This window comes from Rhodococcus sp. NPDC058505 (assembly GCF_042720095.1).
Classification (GTDB): Bacteria; Actinomycetota; Actinomycetes; order Mycobacteriales; family Mycobacteriaceae; genus Rhodococcus_G.
The window spans coordinates 24,874-40,958 of sequence record NZ_JBHXNB010000010.1 but is presented as its reverse complement, the minus strand read 5'-3'; the positions used below and the strand labels follow the sequence as shown (position 1 = coordinate 40,958).

The 16,085-nt window shown below is 68.7% G+C and carries 12 protein-coding genes; 1 reads left to right on the top strand and 11 read right to left on the bottom strand.

Translation table 11 applies throughout. The features are described from left to right. Positions 1-2 precede the first annotated feature (2 nt). From ACFWPA_RS10075 to dapB, 3 genes are read right to left on the bottom strand one after another with little or no spacing between them, the layout of a single operon-like run. A complete protein-coding gene (locus ACFWPA_RS10075; protein ID WP_378508862.1) occupies positions 3-455 on the bottom strand; it encodes a flavodoxin family protein in 453 nt (150 codons plus the stop codon). 36 nt (positions 456-491) lie between these two features. Next, positions 492-962, bottom strand: a complete 471-nt coding sequence (locus ACFWPA_RS10070) for a hypothetical protein (protein ID WP_378508827.1) — start codon at positions 960-962, stop codon at positions 492-494. Beyond that, positions 959-1,702 carry a 4-hydroxy-tetrahydrodipicolinate reductase gene (gene dapB / locus ACFWPA_RS10065; RefSeq protein WP_378508863.1) on the bottom strand — a complete coding sequence of 248 codons (744 nt, stop codon included), beginning with the start codon at positions 1,700-1,702 and terminating at the stop codon, positions 959-961. Before dapB ends, ACFWPA_RS10070 begins: the two co-directional genes overlap by 4 nt. Before the next feature lie 301 nt (positions 1,703-2,003). Here dapB and ACFWPA_RS10060 point away from each other — a divergent pair, with 301 nt between their 5' ends. Further along, on the top strand, positions 2,004-3,437 hold the full coding sequence (locus tag ACFWPA_RS10060; protein WP_378508828.1) for a flavin-containing monooxygenase: 1,434 nt from the start codon (positions 2,004-2,006) through the stop codon (positions 3,435-3,437). A 48-nt stretch (positions 3,438-3,485) separates the two neighbouring features. Here ACFWPA_RS10060 and ACFWPA_RS10055 read toward each other — a convergent pair whose 3' ends face one another. From ACFWPA_RS10055 to ACFWPA_RS10020, 8 genes are all read right to left on the bottom strand, one after another. Continuing rightward, entirely contained in the window at positions 3,486-3,848 is a 363-nt protein-coding gene (locus tag ACFWPA_RS10055; protein ID WP_378508829.1) for a VanZ family protein, read from the bottom strand. After that, a complete protein-coding gene (locus ACFWPA_RS10050) occupies positions 3,845-5,191 on the bottom strand; it encodes a M16 family metallopeptidase (protein WP_378508830.1) in 1,347 nt (448 codons plus the stop codon). Before ACFWPA_RS10050 ends, ACFWPA_RS10055 begins: the two co-directional genes overlap by 4 nt. 91 nt (positions 5,192-5,282) lie before the next feature. Continuing rightward, entirely contained in the window at positions 5,283-6,014 is a 732-nt protein-coding gene (gene narI, locus ACFWPA_RS10045; RefSeq protein ID WP_378508831.1) for a respiratory nitrate reductase subunit gamma, read from the bottom strand. Between the two features lies 1 nt (position 6,015). Further along, the gene (gene narJ / locus ACFWPA_RS10040) at positions 6,016-6,690 is read right to left on the bottom strand and encodes a nitrate reductase molybdenum cofactor assembly chaperone (RefSeq protein ID WP_378508832.1); all 675 of its coding nucleotides are present in this window, start codon (positions 6,688-6,690) and stop codon (positions 6,016-6,018) included. Continuing rightward, positions 6,687-8,348: a nitrate reductase subunit beta gene (gene narH / locus ACFWPA_RS10035; protein ID WP_378508833.1), complete on the bottom strand. Its 1,662-nt coding sequence runs from the start codon at positions 8,346-8,348 to the stop codon at positions 6,687-6,689. The genes narJ and narH overlap by 4 nt, the downstream gene beginning before the upstream one ends. A gap of 1 nt (position 8,349) precedes the next feature. Then, positions 8,350-12,054 (bottom strand): nitrate reductase subunit alpha, encoded by a 3,705-nt coding sequence (locus ACFWPA_RS10030; RefSeq protein WP_378508864.1) that lies wholly within the window; start codon positions 12,052-12,054, stop codon positions 8,350-8,352. A 75-nt stretch (positions 12,055-12,129) separates the two neighbouring features. Then, positions 12,130-13,353, bottom strand: a complete 1,224-nt coding sequence (locus ACFWPA_RS10025) for a nitrate/nitrite transporter (RefSeq protein ID WP_378508834.1) — start codon at positions 13,351-13,353, stop codon at positions 12,130-12,132. Positions 13,354-13,494: 141 nt separating this feature from the next. Then, positions 13,495-15,744 (bottom strand): polyribonucleotide nucleotidyltransferase, encoded by a 2,250-nt coding sequence (locus tag ACFWPA_RS10020; protein WP_378508835.1) that lies wholly within the window; start codon positions 15,742-15,744, stop codon positions 13,495-13,497. Between the last annotated feature and the right edge of the window lie 341 nt (positions 15,745-16,085).

The following is a 16,085-nucleotide window of genomic DNA, read 5'->3' as shown; positions in this document are numbered from 1 at the left end:
GGCTAGTTCATGAGCTGCGCGGCGACCGTTGCCCCCAACTCCCAGCACGCCTCCACCTCGGCCTTGCTCGGCTTGCCGGACACGATGACATTTCCCGCCGCCCGCACCCAGCCGAGCCCGGCGGTGATGGAGTCGACGGCTCGCTCCGCGCCCTCGGTGCCCTCGTTCCCGTGGAGGTAGAGGCCGAACGGCCGACCCCGAGTGGAGTCGAGGATCGGGTAGTAGCAAACATCGAAGGCGTGCTTGAGAGCACCACTGATGTACCCGAGGTTCGCCGGGGACCCGAGCAGGTACCCGTCCGCCTCCAGCATGTCCAACGGCGTCACCGCGAGCGCTGCCCGCCGGACCACCTCGACACCCTCGATCTCGGGGTCGGTTGCGCCGGCGACGACGGCCTCGAACATCTCCTGGCAATGCGGGGAGGGCGTGTGGTGCACCACCAGCAGGGTGGACACCCGGGACGACGCGGTATCTGCGGTCACGGGTGCAGGTTACGGCGTCCCACGCTCGGCCGCCTCGAGTGCGACCGCGCGCCGCATCGTCTCCCTGGCCCGCGACCGATCACCCGCATAGTCGTATGCGCGGGCGAGGCGGTAGGTGGCGAGCCAGCTGTCGGGCTCGGCCTCCCACTCGCGCTGCACCTGCGCGAACAGGGCGTCGGCGGCGTCGCGCTGGACGCGGCCGGACGGCATCGTCGGCAGGTCCGACACGTCGAGGTCGCGACCCTCTTCCCTGGCCCGGGACACCAGGTGCTGATGCTGGAATCCGGATCGGATGGTGGAGTACACCATCCAGATGCCGAGGAACGGCAGCACCAGGACCGCGATGCCGAGCACGACGGGGACGGCGCCGCCGTCCTGAATCAACGCGATCCCGCGCTGCCCGAGCAGGACGAAGTAGAACGCGAGCGCGACGACGATGCCCGCGATCGTCGCGACGACCTTCGTCGAGGACCCCTTCACAGGTCCAGCAGCGGGTCGATGCCGACGGTGAGACCGGGCCGCCCGGCGATCTCCCGAACACCGAGCAGGACGCCGGGCGCGAACGAGTTGCGGTCGATCGAGTCGTGCCGAATGGTCAGGGTCTCGCCCTGCGTGCCGAGCAGCACCTCCTGATGCGCGACGAGTCCGGCGAGCCGCACCGAGTGCACCCGCACCCCGTCGACGTCGGCGCCGCGGGCGCCCTCGAGTTCGGTGCTGGTCGCGTCGGGGCTCGGTCCCCGACCGGCGGCGGCGCGGGCCTCCGCGATCAGCGCCGCGGTCCGGTAGGCGGTGCCGGACGGGGCGTCGGCCTTGTTCGGGTGGTGCAGTTCGATCACCTCGACGGAGTCGAAGAACCGCGCCGCCTGCTGCGCGAACCGCATCGACAGCACGGCGCCGATCGCGAAGTTCGGGGCGATCAGCACGCCGACCTCGGGCCGCTCGGCGAGCCACTGCTGGACCTGTGCGAGCCGGTCGTCGTCGAATCCGGTGGTGCCGACGACGGCGTGGATGCCGTTGGCGACGAGGAACTCGAGGTTCCCCATCACCACATCGGGGTGGGTGAAGTCGACGACGACCTGGGTGCGGGTGTCGACGAAGGTCTCGATCGGGTCGCCCGCGTCGACCTGCGCGACGAGGTCGAGGTCCGCGGCCGCCTCGACGGCCTCGCAGATCGCCTTCCCCACCTTGCCCCTGGCACCGAGCACTCCGACGCGAATCACGGTCACCTGATCTCCACTTCATCCGATCGTTGTCTGCGGCGTCCACGCCGCCGGGTCGCCCGGTCATGAGCCTACGCACCCCCGAACGGCGCCCGGCGGACACGCCCGCTCGACCCCGGGCCGGCGGCGTCGGGCGCGGCCGGGACCCGCCGACCCGGCATCTCGTAACAGGATCGACATACTCGCAGGTGAGGACGTCGCGGGCGGCGCCGTCACCGCCCCCGAGTGCGTCGCCGAACTGGCGATTTCGTCATTCGTCATGCTAAGCAAGAGAGGAGATCCACGAGAATAGGGGACAGTCTTGACGCCAAGGATTGCGATTTTGGGAGCCGGACCGAGTGGGCTCGCACAACTGCGAGCATTCGAATCCGCGTTCAAATCGGATCCCGGCTCGACACCCGAGTTGGTTTGTTTCGAAAAGCAGAGCGATCTGGGCGGCATGTGGAATTACACGTGGCGCACCGGGCTCGACGAACACGGTGAACCGGTACACGGGAGCATGTACCGATTCCTCTGGTCGAATGGCCCGAAGGAATGCCTCGAGTTCGCCGACTACTCGTTCGAGGAACACTTCGGCAGGCCCATCCCGTCGTACCCGCCGCGCGCCGTGCTGCGCGACTACATCATGGGCCGGGTCGAGCAGAGCGACGCCCGCAAGTACATCCGGTTCGACACCGCCGTCCGGCGGGTGGAGTGGGTCGAACCGACCGACGGCAGCGACACCGGCCGGTTCGCGGTAACCGTCGCCGACCACAACTCCGGCACGCTGGACACCGAGATGTTCGACCACGTCGTCGTCGCGACCGGGCATTTCTCGACCCCGAACGTTCCCCATTTCGAGGGGTTGGAGAACTTTCCGGGCCGGGTCATGCACGCTCACGACTTCCGCGACGCCCGCGAGTTCACCGGAAAGCGGCTGCTGCTGATCGGCAGCAGCTACTCGGCCGAGGACATCGGGACGCAGTGCCACAAGTACGGCGCGGCGGAGATCACGTTCAGCCACCGCACCGCCCCGATGGGCCACGACTGGCCTGCCGGCTTCTCCGAGGTCCCGATGGTGACCCGGATCGACGGCAACACCGTGTCCTTCCGCGACGGGAGCGTCCGGGAGGTCGACGCGATCGTCCTGTGCACCGGATATCAGCATCATTTCCCGTTCCTGCCGGACGAGTTGACGCTGCGGACGAATAACCGCCTCTACCCCCGCGGCATCTACAAGGGCGTCGTGTCGCAGGAGAATCCCCGGCTGTACTTCCTCGGAATGCAGGACCAGTACTTCACCTTCAACATGTTCGATGCGCAGGCCTGGTATGTGCGGGACGTCATTCTCGGCAAAATTGCACTGCCGGACCGCGAATCCCGCGAACGGGACATCGATGAATGGCGGGCCCGGGAGGAATCACTCGTCGGCGCGACCGAGGAGATCGATTTCCAGGCGGCCTACATTCGCGACCTCGTGGACCGGACCGATTACCCGGAATTCCATGTGGAAAAGCAGGGCGCGCTTTTCAAGCAGTGGAAGAAGGACAAGAAGAACGACATCATGGGGTACCGGAACTGCAGTTATGCATCGACGCTCACCGGCACCGTCGCGCCGCCGCTGCCCGACCGGTGGCTGAACATCATGGACGATTCCGCGGAGTCGTTCCTCAAGAACGATTTCACGGCCGGGCACCCGCGGGTGGCCGTCGCGGACGTGATCCCGCAGCCCGGCCGGGCCACGGTCTCCGCCTGACCGTCTCGGGACCCGCGGGTGACGCCGCGGGTTCCGAGGTCGCGACCGCTACCGAGCCCGGCCCGTCCGGGACGAGCGCCACGCGAACACCACGCCGAGTCCGAGAAGGACGCCGACCACGTCGGCGAGCCAGTCGAACACCGAACCGCTGCGCTGGATCGGCAGCACCGCCTGCAGCACCTCGGACGCCGCCGCGTACAGCACCCCGCCGAGCAGCACCCAGCCCGCCCGCCAGCCCGCGTACCTGGCCGCGACGGCCAGCGCGAGGAACATCAGCAGGTGCGTGACCTTGTCACTGTTCGGTGGCCCGCTCGGCACCGCCCCGCCGGGCGAGAACAGCATCACCACGGTGATCGCGAGGACCGCGTAGAACGGGATCGCCCGCCGCGGGATCAGCGTCTCGATCCTCACACGATGCCCCGCACCACGGCAGGCAGATCCCGGGCCCGCCGGTACGGCCCGACGACCGACGCCGCGAACGGCCGGGTCAGCAGCATCCCCGCGACCTCCCGCACCTCGTCGGTGGTGACGGCGTCGATGCGCTGCAGCGTCTCGGTGATGCTGCGATGACTGCCGTAGTTCAGCTCCTGACGGCCGATCCGATGCATGCGAGAACCCGAATCCTCCAGTCCCAGAACCATTCCCCCGCGAATTGCCCCCTTGGCGCGGGCGCACTCGGCGTCGGTGATGCCGTTCGAGGCGACCTGGGCGAGGACCTCTCGGATCAGGGTGGTGACGTCGGCCAGGTTCTCCGGCTGGCAGCCCGCGTACACCGAGAACGCGCCGGTGTCGGCGAACGTGTCGACGCTCGAGTACACCGAGTACGCCAGCCCGCGTTCCTCCCGGATCTCCTGAAACAGCCGCGACGAGAGCCCACCCCCGACCGCCGTGTTCAGCACCGACAGCGCCCACCGGTGGCCCTCGTGCCTGCCGAGTCCGCGGACACCGACGCACAGGTGCGCCTGCTCGCTGTCCCGTTCCAGCACGCTCAGTGCGGGCGCGGTGCGGGCCCGCAGCCTGCCCTCCCTGCGGGGCGCCGGTTCGGCACCGTCGACCAGGTGACCGTCGAACGCGCGGCGCACCAACTCGACGGTGTCGTCGTGGTCGACATTGCCCGCGACCGCGACCACCATCCGCTGCGGGGTGTACCGGCGGACGTGGAAGGAGTGCAGCTGGGTCCGGGTCATCGCCTCGATCGACTCGGTGGACCCGATCACCGGCCTGCCGACCGGGTGGTCGCCGAACAGCGCGGTGAGGAACTCGTCGCCGAGCAGATCCTCGGGGTCGTCGTCGCGCATCGCGATCTCCTCGAGCACCACCTGACGCTCGACGTCGACGTCGGCGCTGCGGCACCGGCCGCGCAGCACGACGTCGCTGACGATGTCGATGGCCAGCGGCAGATCCTCGTCGAGGACGTGCGCATAGAAGCAGGTGTGCTCGCGGGAGGTGAACGCGTTCAGCTCACCGCCGATTCCGTCGATGACCTGCGCGATGTCGAGGGCGCTTCGGGTCGGGGTCGCCTTGAACAGCAGGTGCTCGAGGAAGTGCGCGGCACCGGCGACCGACCCCTGCTCGTCCCGGGAACCGACGCCGACCCAGATGCCGACCGATGCCGACCGCACCCCCGGCATGTGTTCGGTCACCACCCGCAGGCCGCCCGGCAGTACCGTGCGGCGGACGGTCGATTTCGGTGTTCTGGTCCGCTTCCGCGGAGTCGGCGTGGTGGCGGTGCGTCGGCGTGCTGTGGTGGCCATGTAGTGGTTCAGCGGTCCTCGTCGAGATGTCCGGACGTCGAGTACCACACAGTACAGGCCACTCAGCGCCGATCGTCCGACGGCACCGCCGTCACCAGCCCTTCCGGTGCGGCTGCGATCCGACCAGCTCACCCTTGCCCGCCGCCTCCCGCGAGCGGTACACGACGTAGGGCCGGAACAGGTAGGCGAACGGCGCACTGAAGGCGTGCACGAGCCGGGTGAACGGCCAGATCGCGAACAGCACGAGCGCGATCGTCACGTGAACGTGGAACGACAGCGGGGCCGCCGCCATCGCCGCCCCGTCCGGCTGCAGGATCCAGATGGACCGGAACCACACCGACACCGTCTCCCGGTAGTTGTGCGCCGCGTTGCCCTCGAACGCGCCGATCATGGTGGTGGCCAGGCCGGCGACGATCGCGGCCACCAGCACCACGTACATGATCTTGTCGTTGACGGTGGTTGCGGTGAAGACCGGTCCGGTGGCCCGGCGCCGGTAGATCAGCAGCCCGATCCCGATCAGGGTGGCGATGCCCGCGATCACGCCGGGGATCGCCGCCATCCAGTGGTAGGCGTGCTCGCTGATCCCGACCGCCTCGGTCCACGACTCCGGGATCACCAGGCCGATGATGTGCCCGAGGATCACGACGAGCATGCCGAAGTGGAACACCGGGCTCGCGATCCGCAGCAGACGGCTCTCGTAGAGCTGCGAGGAGCGGGTCGTCCAGCCGAACTTGTCGTACCGGTACCGCCACCAGGTGCCGACGATCAGGACCGCGAGGGTCACGTACGGGATGACGGACCAGTAGATTTCCCCGGCGGACATGTCAGTGCGCTCCTTCGGTTCGGCGGGGTGGGACGGTCAGGGTGAACGGCTGCAACCCGACCGCCTCGGCGGGCGGGCCCGCCGCCGCCAAGCGCCGGGCCCGCGCGACGTCCTGGTCGGTGGCGGGGGGCAGCGTCGCGGCGACCGCGTCGAGGACCGGCGCGTAGGGCGACCCGAGGGTCGCGAGTCGCTGCTGCAGCAGGTCGATCGCGGGCCGATGCTCGGCGAGCAGGCGCCCACCCGTCCCGGGGTCGACGGTCGCGGCGAACTCCAGCAGGACGGCGAGATGATCGGAGGATTCGGCGGTCGGCGGCTCCACGCCCGCGTCCCGGTAGACCCGGGAGAACCGCAGCATCGCCTCACCGCGATTGCGGGTGTCGCCCTCGGTCCAGTAGGTCAGCAGCAGGGTGGTCCGGCAGTGCAGGTCGAAGGTGTCGACGTAGGCGGTTTCCGCCTCGACCTGCGGCAGCTGACGCAGCCGCAGAGCCGCCCCGCCGAGCTGTTCACGGAGCTGGCCGGGCAGGTGCCCGAGCAGACCGTCCACCGTGTCCATGCGCCCGTTCCGACCCGCGTCCGGATATGCCAGCAGCAGCGACGCACACTGCCAGGCAACACGATTGCGCTGTACCGACCGGTCCCCGTCGACGGTCGACGAGGCCCGCCGCAGCAGCTTCATCGCCCACCGCCGCGGGGGAACATGCCATCCTCGACACCCTTGCCGTCCCAATTGAGCAGGTTCACCCGGGACGGGTTGCTTGCGTTCGCACCCATCGCCTCACTGGTCTGGCGTTGCCGCAGCGCATGGAAGGTCTCCACGGCCACCGGCACCGGGCCACCGCTGGACTCCCCGAACGGTCCGGACCCCTGGTCGTAGAGGCCGGGCCCGCCCTCGAAGTCGAGGGCGCACTCGGTGACGGTCTCCTCGAGGCCGTGCGCGTCCGCAGCATAGGCCGATGGGATCACATACCGCTCTTCATATTTCGCGATCGCAAGCAGCCGGTACATCGCATAGAGCTGCTCCTCGGTCATGCCGACGGTGGCCGGAATGTGTTCCTGCGTCGGCCGGCCCAGGTTGACGTCCCGCATGTACGACCGCATCGCCGCCAGCTTCGCGAGCACGTCCGTCACCACCCCGGTATCGCCCGCGGTGAACAACTCCGCGAGGTACTCGATCGGGATGCGCAGCGATTCCAGCGCCCCGAACAGGTTGCCCAGATCCTCGCCGTCGTGCCCGTCGCGGCTCACCGCGTCGACCACCGGGGACAGCGGCGGGATGTACCAGACCATCGGCATCGTGCGGTACTCCGGATGCAGCGGCAGCGCGACCCGGTACTCCTTGATCAGGGTGTACACCGGGGACCGCTGAGCCGCCTCGATCCAGGTGTCCGGGATGCCGGAGGTGTGCGCCGCGGCGATCACGTGCGGGTCGTTCGGGTCGAGGAAGGTGCCCAATTGCGCCTCGTAGAGGTCCTTCTCGTCCTCCACCGACGCCGCCTCGGTGACCCTGTCGACGTCGTAGAGCACCAGCCCGATGTAGCGCAGCCTGCCGACGCAGGTTTCCGCGCACACGGTTGGCAGGCCCACCTCGACCCGCGGGTAGCAGAACGTGCACTTCTCGGCCTTGCCGGTCTTGTGGTTGAAGTACACCTTCTTGTACGGGCACCCGGACACGCACATCCGCCAGCCGCGGCACTTGTCCTGGTCGACCAGGACGATGCCGTCCTCGGAGCGCTTGTAGATCGCCCCCGACGGGCAGGACGCCGCGCAGGCCGGGTTCAGGCAATGCTCGCAGATCCGCGGCAGGTAGAACATGAAGCTCTGTTCGAGCTCGAGCTTGACCTGGTCGCTGACCTTCTTGAGGATCGGGTCGTCGGCGAGAATCTCCGGCGAGCCGGCCAGGTTGTCATCCCAGTTCGCCGACCACTCCACCTTCATCTGTTTGCCGGTGATCAGGCTGCGCGGCGGCGCGACCGGCATCTGGTCGCTCAGCGGTGCGCTGGTGAGATTCTCGTAGTCGTAGGTCCACGGTTCGTAGTAGTCCGAGATCTCCGGCAGCTTCGGATTCGAGAAGATCCGGGACAGCTTCGCCAGCCGTCCGCCGTCCTTGAGTCGCAGCCGACCCTTCTTGTCCCGCACCCAGCCGCCGCGCCAGCGGTCCTGGTCCTCGTAGGTGCGCGGATACCCCTGTCCGGGACGGGTTTCGACGTTGTTGAACCACACGTACTCGGTGCCGGACCGGTTGGTCCAGGCCTGTTTGCAGGTGACCGAGCAGGTGTGGCAGCCGATGCACTTGTCGAGGTTCATCACCATCGCGAGCTGTGCCATGACCTTCATATCAGTACGTCACCTCCTGGCTCCGGCGGCGAACCACCGTCACCTCGTCGCGCTGGTTGCCCGTCGGGCCGAGATAGTTGAACGCCCAGGAGATCTGCGCGTACCCGCCGGCCAGGTGGGTCGGCTTGACCAGCAGCCGGGTCAGCGAGTTGTGGATGCCGCCACGGTTGCCGGTGGTCTCGGAGCGCGGCACGTCGATGGTGCGCTCCTGCGCGTGGTAGACGTACACGACGCCCTCCGGCATGCGATGCGAGACGATCGCCCGACACACCACCACGCCGTTGCGGTTGACGGCCTCGACCCAGTCGTTGTCCTTGACCGCGATCTTCGCCGCGTCCGCCGGGGACATCCACATCGTCGGCCCACCCCGGGACAGCGACAGCATGAACAGGTTGTCCTGGTACTCGGAGTGGATCGACCACTTGCTGTGCGGGGTCAGGTAGCGGACGGTCAGCCCGACCCCGTCCCGCATCTCCCCCACGTTCGGCTCGTCGAACAGCCGCGCCATGTCCAGCGGCGGCCGGTAGATCGGCAGCTGCTCGCCGACCTCCTCCATCCAGTCGTGGTCGAGATAGAAGTGCATCCGGCCGGTCAGCGTGTGGAACGGTTTGAGTTCCTCGATGTTGACGGTGAACGGCGCGTACCGGCGGCCACCGGTCTCGCTGCCCGACCACTCCGGGCTGGTAATCACCGGCACCGGCCGGGCCTGGGTGTCGGCGAACGTGATTCGGCGTTCCTCGCTGCCCTCCGCGAGGTGCACCATCTGCCGTCCGGTGCGCTGCTCGAGTTGCCGGAACCCCTGCACCGCGAGCCTGCCGTTCGAGGTCCCGGACAGCCGCAGCACCGCCTCGCACATCTTCTCCGCGGTGTCGAGCGCCGGACGACCCGCCGCCGCACCGGAACTCATCACCCCGTGCTTGTCGGCGAGCTCGGCGACCTCGGCGTCGGGCAGGTAGGTGACGCCCTTGGTGACCAGGCCCGCCTTCTCGACCAGCGGCCCGAGCGCGGACCACTTCTCGGCGATCGCCGGGTAGTCCCGCTCGACGACGGCCAGCGGGCCCATCGTCCGGCCCGGGACCGGTACCTCCCCGGTGACCCGCCAGTCCGATTCGGTGCCACCGGGATACGCCATCGCGCCCGGCGTGTCGTGCTGCAGGGTGCCGAGCACCACGTCGGTGCGGGTGCCGAGGTGGCCGCGAGCGAGGGCGGAGAACGCCCGCGCGATCGCACCGAACGCCTCGAAGTCCGACTTCGTCTCCCACGGCGGGTCGATCGCCGCGGTGAAGGCGTGGATGTACGGGTGCATGTCGGTGCTCGACAGGTCCGGCTTCTCGTACCAGGTGGCCGCGGGCAGCACCACGTCCGAGAGCAGCGTCGTCGACGTCATCCGGAAGTCGATGGACATCACCATGTCCAGCTTGCCCTCGGGACCGCCATAGCCGGTCGCTCCGCTGGCTCCGCTCCCCTCCTCGCCGTCGCGCCAGGCGACGTCGTTCGGACGCAACTCGGGTCGGGTCGGCTCGGCCTGCAGGTTCGAGGTGGTTCCGAGCAGGTGCTTGAGGAAGTATTCGTTGCCCTTGCTGGACGAGCCGAGCAGGTTTGCGCGCCAGACGCTCAGCACCCGCGGCCAGTTCCGCGGATTGTCGGGATCGGTGACGGCGAGCCGCAGGTCGCCCGACGCCAACTGTTCGGTGACGTGCGCGGCGACCTCCTTGCCCGCGGCAGCGGCCTCGTCGGCCAGGTCCAGGCTGGACCGGTCGAACTGCGGGTAGAACGGCGTCCAGCCCATCGCGACGGCCGAGGCCATCACGTCCATTGTGTGCTTGCCCGCGAACCGGCCGCGCCCGGTGGGACTGGACAGGGCGTCGGCGCGGTAGCCGTCGTAGCGCCACTGGTCGGTGTGCGCGTACCAGTACGAGGTGCCCGCCATCTGGCGCGGCGGCCGACTCCAGTCGGTGCCCATCGCCACCGTCGCCCAACCGGTGACCGGACGACACTTCTCCTGCCCGACGTAGTGCGCCCAGCCGCCACCGTTGCGGCCCATCGAGCCGGTGAGCAGCAGCAGCGACAGGATCGCCCGGTAGGTCGCATCACCGTGGAACCACTGGCAGATGCCCGCCCCCATGATGATCATCGAGCGGCCACCGGAGTCGATCGCGTTGGTCGCGAACTCCCGCGCGATCCGGACCACCTGCTCCGCGGACACCCCGGTGATCGGTTCCTGCCAGGCCGGGGTGTTCGGCGAGGACGCGTCGTCGTAGCCGCTCGCCCACTGCCCGGGCAGTCCGGGCCGCGCGACGCCGTACTGGGCGAGCATCAGGTCGAACACCGTGCACACCCGGTGCCCGGCGACGGTCCGGACCGGAACCCCGCGCGCGATCTCCTCACCGTGCCCGTCGAGGGTGTCGAAACGCGGGAAGGCAACGGCCGCAACCTCGCCGAGGGAGCCGTCGGTCGGGGCGACGGTCAGGGCCGGCGCCAGATCCCCGAGGTCGAGGTTCCACTTGCCGACCCCCTCCTCCCCGAATCGGTGGCCGAGGGAGCCGTTCGGCACCGCGGGCCGGTCGGTGCCGCCGTCGATCAGCACCGGCTTGAACGCCGCGTTCTCCACGCTCTCCCCGAGATCGGCGGCGGTGAGGTTCTTGCCGGGCACCCACCGTCCGTCCCGTTCCTCCAGCTTCACCAGGAACGGCAGGTCCGTGTAGCGGCGGACGTAGTCGACGAAGAACGGTTCGCGCCGCTGCACGAAGTACTCGGACAGGATCACGTGGCCCATCGCCATCGCCATCGCGCCGTCGGTGCCCGCCGCGCAGGGCATCCACTCGTCCGCGAACTTGGTGTTGTCGGCGTAGTCGGGGCTGACCGTGACGACCTTGGTGCCGCGGTAGCGCACCTCCGCCATCCAGTGTGCGTCCGGGGTGCGGGTGACCGGCACGTTCGAGCCCCACATCAGCAGGTAGCTCGCGTCCCACCAGTCCCCCGACTCGGGGACGTCGGTCTGGTCGCCGAACACCTGAGGGGAGGCGACCGGCAGGTCCGCGTACCAGTCGTAGAAGGAGGTCATCACGCCGCCGAGCAGCTCGATGAAGCGGGATCCGGCGGCGAAGGAGATCATCGACATCGCCGGGATCGGTGAGAAGCCCGCGACCCGGTCGGGGCCGTACTCCTTGATCGTGTGCACGTGGGCCGCGGCGATCATTTCGGTCGCCTCGTCCCAGTTCACCCGGACCAGGCCGCCCTTGCCGCGCGCCCGCTGGTAGCGTCTGCGCCGCTCGGGATCGTTCTGGATGTCCGCCCAGGCCAACACCGGATCCTTCAGCCGGGCCTTCGCCTCCCGGTACATTTCGACCAGGACCCCGCGGGCGTACGGGTAGCGCACCCGGGTCGGCGAGTAGGTGTACCAGGAGAACGCAGCGCCGCGGGGGCAGCCGCGCGGCTCGTACTCCGGCCGGTCCGGCCCGACCGACGGATAGTCCGTCTCCTGGGTCTCCCAGGTGATGATGCCGTCCTTGACGTAGATCTTCCACGAGCACGACCCGGTGCAGTTCACCCCGTGCGTGGACCGGACCACCTTGTCGTGACTCCACCGGTCCCGGTAGAAGATGTCACCGTCCCGGCCGCCCTCCCTGCTGATGGTCCGCCGGTCCGCCGACTCGGTGCCCGGGGTGAAGAACCGCCCGCTGCGCACCAGCGCGTCCTCCACCATGCCACCGGTGGCCGCTCCCTTGGCTGTCACGTGAGCCTCCTCCGCGCTGTCGCGCCCAGTTCCGTTCCGACCTCGTCAACTCGTGGGTTCACTCGACTTCTCCGGCTCGCGCGCATGCAGCTTGACGGCGGTGTACAGCAACGCAACCAGTGCGGTCGCCACCAGCAACGCCAGGCCGACGGTGTAGTCGTTGTCCGTCTCGTCGTACGTCGCGCCCATCACCAGAGGCGGGAAGTATCCGCCCAATCCGCCTGCCGCGGCAACGATTCCGGTGACGGAACCGACGCTCGATGCGGGCGATCGGCGGGCCACCCAGGCGAACACCCCGCCGGTGCCGATGCCGAGGAAGATCGCAAGCAGAATGAAGTCGGTCGCCGACCAGACGTCCGGCGGCGGCTTCATGATCGCGATCCCGGACATCACCGCCGTCCCGGCCAGCGAGGCCAACACGACCCACTTCGGGGCGATCCGGTCGGACAGGGCACCACCGATCGGGCGGGCGATGACGGCAGCGAGCGCGAACGCCGCGGTGCGGGTGCCCGCGTCGACGGCGGAGAAGTCGTAGATCGTCTTGATGTACGTCGGCAGGTAGTTGCTGAACGCGACGAAGCCACCGAACACGATCGCGTACAGGAATGACATCTCCCAGGTCACACGGAGTTTCGACGCGGCGACCAGCTTGGGGACGACGGGTTCGGTGTTCGGCGCGAACGCGGGTGAGTCCTTCATCGCGACCACGCACAGGCCCGCGGTCGCGGCGAGCGCGACCGCGATGATGATGTGCGTCGGGATGAGGCCGAACCACCGGACGAATCGCGGCGTGAAGAAGGCCGACAGCGCGGTACCCACCATGCCCGCACCGAAGATTCCGGTGGCGAAGCCGTGCCGACTTGCGTCGTACCACGACTTGGCGAACGGGATCCCGATCGCGAACACCGTGCCGGCGACGCCGAGCAGGAAGCCCGACACCAGCAGGCCGGTGTATGAATCGAGGTTGGCCGAAAAGCCCACCGCGAGAACGGGAATGATCGACGCCAACGCGACAAAGACGAACAGTGCGCGGCCGCCGTACCGATCCGTCAACGGCCCGGTGACGATCCGGCCGAGCGACCCGACGAGGATCGGGGTGGCAACCAGCATCGACGCCTGCGAACTGGACAGGTCCAGCCGGTCGGCATAGGTGGTCGACATCGGGCCGATCATGTTCCAGGCCCAGAAGCAGATGGTCGAGGTCCAGGTCGCGAGAATCAGGTTCCGCGACTGGGCCGCCTTGTCGAATACAACCTTCGTTGCGTTCACGGCTATCAGCAAACCACCGCCGCGGGCCGATTGCAGTGCGGACACGGCACCGCGGCCAAATTTTCATCTCACATACAAAAAAGGGAGTGCCCCCGGCCACACGGTGGCCGGGGGCACTCCCCGGAGATCAGACCCTCGGGGTCAGGCGTCGGCGCCCTGCTCGGCCGCCGCGTCGCCGCCCTCCTCGTCGACCGGAACCAGCGAGATCTTGCCACGGTTGTCGATGTCCGCGATCTCGACCCGGATCTTGCTGCCGACGTTCACGACGTCCTCGACCTTGCTGATCCGCTTGCCGTTGCCCAGCTTGGAGATGTGCACCAGTCCGTCGCGACCCGGCAGCAGCGAGACGAACGCACCGAAGGCGGTGGTCTTGACGACCGTGCCGAGGAAGCGCTCGCCCACCTTGGGCAGCTGCGGGTTGGCGATGGCGTTGATCATGTCGATCGCGGCCTGCGCGGACGGACCGTCCGCCGCACCGACGAACACGGTGCCGTCATCCTCGATGGAGATGTTCGCACCGGTCTGCTCGGTGATCGAGTTGATCATCTTGCCCTTGGGGCCGATGACCTCACCGATCTTGTCCACGGGCACCTTGATGGTGGTGATCCGCGGGGCGTACGCGCTCATCTCGTCCGGGGTGTCGATGGCCTCGGCCATCACCTCGAGGATCGTGGTGCGGGCATCGTGCGCCTGGGACAGCGCACCGGCCAGCACCTGCGACGGGATGCCGTCGAGCTTGGTGTCGAGCTGGAGCGCGGTGACGAAGTCCTTGGTGCCGGCGACCTTGAAGTCCATGTCGCCGAACGCATCCTCGGCGCCGAGGATGTCGGTCAGGGCCACGTAGCGGGTCTCGCCGTCGACCTCGTCGGACACCAGGCCCATCGCGATGCCCGCGACCGGCGCCTTCAGCGGCACGCCCGCGTTGAGCAGCGACAGCGTCGAGGCACAGACCGACCCCATCGAGGTGGAGCCGTTGGAGCTGAGCGCCTCGGAGACCTGACGGATCGCGTACGGGAACTCCTCGACGCTCGGCAGCACCGGCATCAGGGCCCGCTCGGCGAGGGCGCCGTGGCCGATCTCGCGGCGCTTCGGGGAGCCGACGCGGCCGGTCTCACCGGTCGAGTACGGCGGGAAGTTGTAGTGGTGCATGTAGCGCTTGCTGGTCTCGGGGCCCAGCGAGTCGATCTGCTGCGCCATCTTGACCATGTCGAGGGTGGTGACGCCCATGATCTGGGTCTCGCCACGCTCGAACAGCGCGGAGCCGTGTGCCCGCGGGATCACGGCGACCTCGGCGGACAGCGACCGGATGTCGGTGATGCCGCGGCCGTCGATGCGGAAGTGGTCCGTGAGGATCCGCTGGCGGACGAGCTTCTTGGTCAGCGAGCGGAACGCAGCGCCGATCTCCTTCTCGCGGCCCTCGAACGTCGGCGCGACCTGCTCGAGCACCTCGAGCTTGACCTCGTCGGTCCGGTCGTCGCGCTCCTGCTTGCCCGCAATGGTCAGCGCGGCCGACAGCTTGTCCGTCGCGGCCGCGGCGACGGCGGCGTAGACGTCGTCCTGGTAGGCCGGGAACACCGGGTAGTCACCGGTCGGCCGCGAGGATGCGGTCGCCAGCGCCTGCTGTGCCTGGCACAGGCTGGCGATGAACGGCTTGGCGGCCTCGAGGCCCTGCGCGACGATCGCCTCGGTCGGCGCCTGCGCGCCGCCGTCGATCAGCGCGATGACGTTGTCGGTGGCCTCGGCCTCGACCATCATGATCGCGACGTCACCGGACTCGACGACGCGGCCGGCGACGACCATGTCGAAGACGGCGTTCTCGAGCTGCTCGACCGTCGGGAACGCGACCCACTGGCCTGCCTTGTTCTCCTCGGACGTGATCAGGGCGACGCGCACACCGCCGACCGGACCGGAGAACGGCAGGCCCGCGATCTGCGTGGACGCGGACGCCGCGTTGATCGCGACGACGTCGTACAGGTCCTTCGGGTCCAGGCTCAGGACCGTGACGACGACCTGGATCTCGTTGCGCAGGCCGTCGACGAACGACGGGCGCAGCGGCCGGTCGATCAGGCGGCAGGTGAGGATCGCGTCGGTGGAGGGGCGGCCCTCGCGACGGAAGAACGAGCCGGGGATACGGCCCGCGGCGTACATGCGCTCCTCGACGTCCACCGTCAGCGGGAAGAAGTCGAAGTGCTCCTTGGGCTGCTTGCTGGCCGAGGTGGCCGACAGCAGCATGGTCTCGTCGTCGAGGTAGGCGACGACGGCGCCGGCGGCCTGCTGGGCGAGGCGGCCGGTCTCGAAACGGATGGTGCGGGTGCCGTAGGCCCCGTTGTCGATGACGGCGGTGGACTCGAACACGCCCTCGTCGACCTCGACTGCGGAATTGTTTGTCATCTCTTCTCTTCTCTTCCCTCTTCGTCTTCGCCGTATCCGCATGGTCGTCGCCGCCCTCGTGGCGGCGACGCGCACCTACCCGGGTGCCGCGCCCGGCGTTTCCGCTGGCGGGCCGGCACCGTCGCGGAGGCGGCCATCGATCGAAGCCCTTCGCAGATCGTGCATCTCGACGACCGTGCGAGTGGCCACTACCGAAGACCGACTGCCACGACCTCGGCACGTACGGCGGGATCCCTCGTGGATCCAGGTGGTTCGCGATGGAACCGTGTCCACCGGGGGTTCGGTCGCCGTTCCGGACGCCGCACCACCCGACAAACACCGGTAGCCAACGAGGTCAGTCT

Bases quoted from the DNA above. Each gene is read 5' to 3' on its own strand.
- ACFWPA_RS10030 (WP_378508864.1), bottom strand. From the start codon at position 12,054: ATGGTGGAGGACGCGCTGGTGCGCAGCGGGCGGTTCTTCACCCCGGGC.
- narI (WP_378508831.1), bottom strand. From the start codon at position 6,014: ATGTCCGCCGGGGAAATCTACTGGTCCGTCATCCCGTACGTGACCCTC.
- ACFWPA_RS10020 (WP_378508835.1), bottom strand. From the start codon at position 15,744: ATGACAAACAATTCCGCAGTCGAGGTCGACGAGGGCGTGTTCGAGTCC.
- narJ (WP_378508832.1), bottom strand. From the start codon at position 6,690: ATGAAGCTGCTGCGGCGGGCCTCGTCGACCGTCGACGGGGACCGGTCG.
- narH (WP_378508833.1), bottom strand. From the start codon at position 8,348: ATGAAGGTCATGGCACAGCTCGCGATGGTGATGAACCTCGACAAGTGC.
- ACFWPA_RS10050 (WP_378508830.1), bottom strand. From the start codon at position 5,191: ATGGCCACCACAGCACGCCGACGCACCGCCACCACGCCGACTCCGCGG.